5 protein-coding genes and 1 tRNA gene are annotated in these 5,133 nt (G+C 49.7%); 3 read left to right on the top strand and 3 right to left on the bottom strand.

Features of this window, described 5'->3' with window-relative positions; genetic code table 11:
• Positions 1-1,258: phosphoethanolamine transferase (locus Q0236_RS02475; protein WP_297914708.1), on the top strand; the 1,258-nt coding region annotated here is incomplete at its 5' end.
• 170 nt (positions 1,259-1,428) lie between these two features.
• Here the strand turns inward: Q0236_RS02475 and Q0236_RS02470 are convergent.
• Positions 1,429-2,145 (bottom strand): PAS domain-containing protein, encoded by a 717-nt coding sequence (locus tag Q0236_RS02470; protein WP_297914704.1) that lies wholly within the window; start codon positions 2,143-2,145, stop codon positions 1,429-1,431.
• A 142-nt stretch (positions 2,146-2,287) separates the two neighbouring features.
• Here Q0236_RS02470 and Q0236_RS02465 point away from each other — a divergent pair, with 142 nt between their 5' ends.
• Both Q0236_RS02465 and Q0236_RS02460 read left to right on the top strand, forming a co-directional pair.
• Entirely contained in the window at positions 2,288-2,680 is a 393-nt protein-coding gene (locus tag Q0236_RS02465) for a RidA family protein (RefSeq protein ID WP_297914680.1), read from the top strand.
• A 1-nt stretch (position 2,681) separates the two neighbouring features.
• Positions 2,682-3,767 carry a threonine synthase gene (locus Q0236_RS02460; protein WP_297914677.1) on the top strand — a complete coding sequence of 362 codons (1,086 nt, stop codon included), beginning with the start codon at positions 2,682-2,684 and terminating at the stop codon, positions 3,765-3,767.
• A 415-nt stretch (positions 3,768-4,182) separates the two neighbouring features.
• Here Q0236_RS02460 and Q0236_RS02455 read toward each other — a convergent pair whose 3' ends face one another.
• Both Q0236_RS02455 and Q0236_RS02450 read right to left on the bottom strand, forming a co-directional pair.
• Positions 4,183-4,731: a GrpB family protein gene (locus tag Q0236_RS02455; RefSeq protein WP_297914674.1), complete on the bottom strand. Its 549-nt coding sequence runs from the start codon at positions 4,729-4,731 to the stop codon at positions 4,183-4,185.
• A 35-nt stretch (positions 4,732-4,766) separates the two neighbouring features.
• Positions 4,767-4,854: transfer RNA gene (locus tag Q0236_RS02450), tRNA-Ser, on the bottom strand.
• Between the last annotated feature and the right edge of the window lie 279 nt (positions 4,855-5,133).

Raw genomic sequence — 5,133 nt, 5'->3', positions numbered from 1 at the left:
GCAGCTCGGATACGATGAGGCTAAGCGCGCGAACGAAGGCGTTTTAAATGGCGGCGCAAATTCAGATACGCAAGACGCCGCCTCAGGCTCCGCGTCTGAAAATTCCGCGCCCGCATCAAGCGCCCAGGCGCAAAATTCCGGCGCAAATTTAAATTCTACTCCCACCCCTGGCGCTCTGGCGCAGAGCCCCAGTGCGATTTCAAATTCCAAAACCCCTGATGCCGCTATAGACCTCGCCTCGCAAAAGCCTCGCGTCAAAAATATCGTCCTAATAATCGGCGAGAGCTTGCAGCGCGGCCATATGTCGCTGTATGGATACGGCGTCAGAACCACGCCGCTTCTGGAGAGCCTTGAAGCGAGCGGTAATCTCATAAAATTTAGCGATACGATCTCTCCTTATGCTACGACGAATCAGGTGCTGATGCGGCTTTTAAATTTCAGCAATTACGAAAGCGAGCGGCAAAAGGCATGGTTTCGCAGCCTTAGTATCATCGATATGTTTAGCCTAAGCGGCTACCGCACCTTTTGGATCAGCAATCAAGAAGCCTTCGGCGCGCACGCGCTAAGCGCCAAAAGCGCCGCCGATCGCGCGGACGGGGAAATCTTTCTCTCAAAGAGCAATCTTTACGAAACCGTCCGCATCAAGCCTGACGGAGTGCTGCTTCCGCTCATAAATCAGGCAAAAACGGAGCAGAGCGAGCAAAACTTCTACGTGATCCATCTCATCGGCAGCCACATGGATTACAGCCTGCGCTATCCCGAGGGATTTGGCAAGTTTAGCGCGGCGGATGTAAAGGCAAAACTTACTTCCAAGCAGAAAGATGTCGTCGCATATTATGATAACAGCGTGCTTTACAACGATTTTGTCATAAATGAAATTTTTAAAATTTTTTCGGGTGATGACAGTCTCATCGTCTATCTTAGCGATCACGGAGAGAATTTATACGAAAACGGACGCCTTGGGCACGGCATGGAGAGCCGCTTTACTTACGAAATTCCGCTAATTTTCATAGGCTCTCGCGAGTTTTTGAGCGATCACGCTAAACTATGGCAGAGGCTAGCTGCGGCGAAAGATAAGCCTTTTATGAGCGATGATTTGGCGCATTTGCTAGCAGATATCATCGGTGTCGCGCCACTTGAGTTTGACGAGCGCAAAAGCCCGATACGAGCGGATTTTAATGCTTCACGCAAGCGAATTGCTAACGGAGTCGATTATGACGAGAAATTAAAGAATACGAAGGGCTACGAGTTCGAGTAATAGATGAGTTTTGCTTTTATTGCACTACAAGCCGCATGAACTAGGAATTGGCGCATCCCACTTTTGATCGATTCATCAAATTCAGATTAAATTTGCGTCACTCCAATGGCTACGCTGATAATAAGGCGCGCAACGCTTATTAAATTTGAGATCAAATTTATGCACCGCGGCTAGCTCTCCTTCTTTACCTCATCCATATACGAGTAAATCGTGACTTTCTGCGTCCTAAGCGCCTTTGCGACGAGCTCCACCGCACCCTTTACCTCAAAAATTCCTTTTTGCGCGAGAAATTTTACGATGCGCTTTCGATCCTCTTTCTTCATCCGCTCTACATCCAGATCGTGCGTAGCCGATGCGATCAGGTCTTGGACGATGTCAAGGATATTTTGCTGCAAATCGTTAGAGCTTTGCGTTTCTAAATTTACGCCGTCATTTAAGCTCACTTCATCTAATGCCGCGCTATTGCAGCTTCCGTCGATAAAATTTGCGCCTTGCAGCTGCTTGCTATCGAGCTTTGCGTTCGGCAGAAGATTTTTTATTGCTTTGTATGCCGCCATGGCGCTTGAGGTATCGATATTTACGCATAGCGCGCCTACTACTTTGCCGTCTGCGCCGCGGATCAGCGAAGTCGAGGAGCGTATGAGCTTGCCGTTTTGCGCGGTGAAGTAGTAGTTTGCGGTGCAGTCGTTTTCAAAATTTTTACTTAGCAACACGTCCTTTACCAGATGATCGAAGCTTTGACCGATCCTCCTGCCCGTTACGTCGCCAAGGACAAAAACGACAGAGTTTTGCGGCGTGCTCATATCGTGGATAACCACCTCGCAATCGCCGATCGTATTTTTAATAAGGTGCGCGGTCGGTATAAAGGTCTGCAAAAGCTGATTCAATTTGAGTTCCTTAAATTCCATATAAAAAAATCTATAAATTTAGATCAAATTTTAAAATTTTTGCAAATTTATAGAAATATTTATATATCTTTAATAAATTTAGAGTAAAATTATATAAAATTTTATATGCAAAGGAGCTTAAATGAAAGAAATTTATCCAAGCGGTTTCGCGCCGAAAAAGGCGCATTATGCGCCGGGCATCTTAGACGACGACGGCACGCTCTACGTCTCGGGGCAGCTAAGCGTGGATCCGCGCACGGGGGCCGTTCCGGAGGGTCTTGCTGCGCAGACCGCGCAGGCTCTAAGCAACGTCGCGGCAGTGCTGGCCGCCGCGGGTGCGGATAAAGGCGACGTGCGGATGTGCCGCGTCTATACGCCTGACGTCACGAACTGGGACGTGCTCGACGAGCAGTACGCGCTGTTTTTCGGCGCGCACAAGCCCGCCCGCGTCGTGGTGCCGACTACGGCTCTACATTTCGGCTGCCTTGTAGAGATCGAGGCCGTCGCAAAAATAAAAGAGAAAAGTAGGAGCTAAAATGAGCGATTTCATCTGCACGGGCTGCGGCAAGCACGCGCCCATCGATACTTTGAGCTATAAATGCGACTGCGGCGGGCTGTATAAGCTAAACTCCGATGCGCCTAAATTTAACCCCGCGCTCGTAGATCAAAGCGAGTTTAGCATCTTTAGATACCGCAGGTTTATGGGTATCGACACGGCTAAATTTAGAGAAATTTCGATGGGCGAGGGGCTCACGGCGAGCGTAAAATTCGGCGAAGAACTTTACCTCAAGCTCGATTACGCGATGCCTACGCTTTCGTTTAAAGATCGCGGTGCGGTGGTTTTGGTGCTGCATGCCAAAAATATCGGCGTGAAAAAGGTGCTGCAAGACTCCAGCGGCAACGCAGGCAATGCCGTGGCGGCGTACTGTGCTCGCGCGGGCATTGAGTGCGAAATTTACGTCCCGAAGGGCACGTCGCCCAAAAAGATCGATATGATCAAAAGCCACGGCGCGCACGTCACGGTCTTTGACGGCAGCCGCGACGAGACGGCGGATGCGTGCCGCAAAAAGGCCGCGCAGGAGCAGATCTATTACGCCAACCACGTTTATAATCCGATCTTTTACGAGGGCACGAAGAGCTACATTTATGAGATCTACGAGCAGCTGGGCAGGGTGCCGCGCAATATCTTCATCCCCGTGGGCAACGGCACGCTGCTGCTGGGCGCTCAAGCGGCGCTAGGCGAGCTATATGAGGGCGGTCTTATCGAAGCGCTGCCAAAAATTTTCATCGTTCAGGGCGAGCGTTGCGCTCCGCTTTTTGACGCCGAAGGTACGGCGCGCGCGATAGAGCCGCAGCCGACGCTAGCGGAGGGTATCGCGATCGCAAGACCGATGCGCGCGAGCGAAATTCTTGGCTCTAGCTACGCTGGCGAGCGCGAGGTGATCTTAGCGAGCGAGAGCGATATACTGCCTGCCAGAGCGGCGCTTGCGCGCGGCGGATTTTACGTCGAGCACACGACCGCGGCTACCTACGCGGCGTATCTGCGCTACAAAGAAAGCCGCGATCTGCAAGGAGATAGCATCATCCCGCTTTGCGGCGCGGGGCTGAAGAGCGATCATTAAATTTAAGCGCCAGACGGATTTGCGCGGCTAGCTAACGGCGAGGAATTTTAAATCTCGCCGCTTTAAATTTTTTAGCGAATTTACGAGCCCATATTTTTGTGGAATGTTTAAAATTTATGACGCGTAGGCTTTTAAATTTAAACTTGTACCGAAGCGCGGGAACACCTTTCGTTTGCGGTATGATACGGCGATAGGTGATACGGCGCGTTTTGTGGACGACTTTGTCGCTAGCGGAATTTATAAAATTTATCTATAGATAGCTGGCGGTCGCTCTTTAAATTTGAAATTACGGTCAAAATTTTATAAAAACTAATCTGCAATGTGCGGTACTGTCCGCACGTTTTGTTTATAAAATTTAGCCATTTTTTATCGCTTTTAACGAGCGAGCTTCTACGCAGAGGATAAATTTACGCGGCTATTTCGAGTTTTCTTTAGCGATGCGCGTAAATTTAAGCACAAATTCGCTTTTTGCCGCAGTATAGGCGTCGCGGTCGAACTCGAATCGCTTGCAAAGCTCTAATTTAAGCGCCTCGTACCGCCCAGCGATATCCGCATTCGCTCGCAAAAAATCTCTAAAAAATATCTCGTCCGCATCGCCGAAATTTCGCAAATGCATGTGAAAAACGCGCTCGGCAAATCCCGCTTCGGTGTAGCCCTTATTTAGGCTGCAGCGGCTCTCGCTTTCGCTCATTAGCAGATAGCCCGCGTCTATCAGGCGCTGCTTGGCGGCGGCAATATCCGAGCATTCGATCAAAATATCTACGATCGGCTTCGCCCAGATCCCGCTTACCGCGGTGCTGCCGATATGGTGGATCTTGATCTCGCCATGATCTTGCAGCAGGCCGCGCAGAATTTCGCGCTCCTGTCTAAACCAAACGCCCCAGCGCGGATCGTGCGGCACGAGACGTATCGGAAAGAGCCGCCACAGCTCCTGCAGGCTCATCGAAAGGAGTTTATTGCTCATCTTAACTCCAAAGTATTGGGTGAAATTTGAATGAATGGCGGGTAGATAGGGATTCGAACCCTAGAAGGCTGACGCCTTACGCGCTTTCGAGGCGCGCTCCTTCGACCGCTCGGACATCTACCCGAATGAAAATGTAATTTAAGCCAAAAATGGCTTAATAACAGATTTAAAAATGAAATTCCGCGCGAAATTTTGCCTGATTTTGCGAGCGGGGGTTGAAATTTAACGGCGCAAATTTAGATTTCGTTTTAAATCCACGGCTTAAGGTACGGCGCGCTTTCGGCATAAAATTTGCTTTCGCGCGCGTAGTTTTGGGCATGGAATTTTACCGCTTTATGGATGAAATTTTACGCAAAAGCTCATCGTCGCGGCGGCGAAAAATCACTCGCCGTTTATAAATTT

Source organism: uncultured Campylobacter sp., from assembly GCF_938031315.1.
In the GTDB taxonomy this organism is placed as follows: Bacteria; Campylobacterota; Campylobacteria; order Campylobacterales; family Campylobacteraceae; genus Campylobacter_B.
This window is presented reverse-complemented; position numbering and strand designations above follow the sequence as displayed.

Bases quoted from the DNA above. Each gene is read 5' to 3' on its own strand.
- Q0236_RS02455 (WP_297914674.1), bottom strand. From the start codon at position 4,731: ATGAGCAATAAACTCCTTTCGATGAGCCTGCAGGAGCTGTGGCGGCTC.
- Q0236_RS02465 (WP_297914680.1), top strand. From the start codon at position 2,288: ATGAAAGAAATTTATCCAAGCGGTTTCGCGCCGAAAAAGGCGCATTAT.
- Q0236_RS02460 (WP_297914677.1), top strand. From the start codon at position 2,682: ATGAGCGATTTCATCTGCACGGGCTGCGGCAAGCACGCGCCCATCGAT.